The sequence below is a fragment of the Escherichia sp. MOD1-EC5189 genome (assembly GCF_002966045.1).
Lineage (GTDB): Bacteria > Pseudomonadota > Gammaproteobacteria > Enterobacterales > Enterobacteriaceae > Escherichia > Escherichia coli_F.
This window is the reverse complement of record NZ_PTRX01000111.1, coordinates 1-566: the sequence shown is the minus strand read 5'-3', so window position 1 is coordinate 566 and position 566 is coordinate 1. Positions and strand designations below refer to the sequence as shown.

Sequence of the window (566 nt, the reverse complement as noted above, 5' to 3'; positions counted from 1 at the left end):
TTTGGCCGGACGGTGGAAAAGCAGGGCCGGAGCGGCACGCAGAGTTACCGTTATGATGCGGAACACCGGATGGTGGAAGTGACGACAGCGCGGGGAACGTACCGGTATGTGTACGATGCGCTGGGGAGGCGGACGGAAAAACAGCACATCAGCCCTGACGGTAAACCGTACAACCGGACGACATTTTTATGGGACGGAATGCGGCTGGCGCAGGAGAGCAGGCCGGAGGGAACAGGCAGCCTGTATATCTACAGTGACCCGGGGAGTTATGAACCGCTGGCGCGGGTGGATAAGGCGGGCAAAGAGGGACCGAACCGGATACTGTATTTTCACACGGATGTGAACGGTGCGCCGGAAGAGATGACGGACAGTGACGGGAAAATCGTGTGGGAGACGGGGTATCAGGTCTGGGGTAACACGATACAGGAGAAGGACCACGGCGGGGTGGAGCAGAACCTGCGCTACCAGGGACAGTACCTCGACAGGGAAACAGGGCTGCATTACAATCTGCACAGGTACTATGATCCGGATGTCGGGCGGTTCATGGTAACGGACCCGATAGGGCT

Annotated in this window: 1 protein-coding gene; it reads left to right on the top strand. The window is 58.7% G+C overall.

Features of this window, described 5'->3' with window-relative positions:
- Window positions 1–566: RHS repeat domain-containing protein (locus ATB02_RS25775; protein ID WP_198600610.1), on the top strand; the 566-nt coding region annotated here is incomplete at both ends.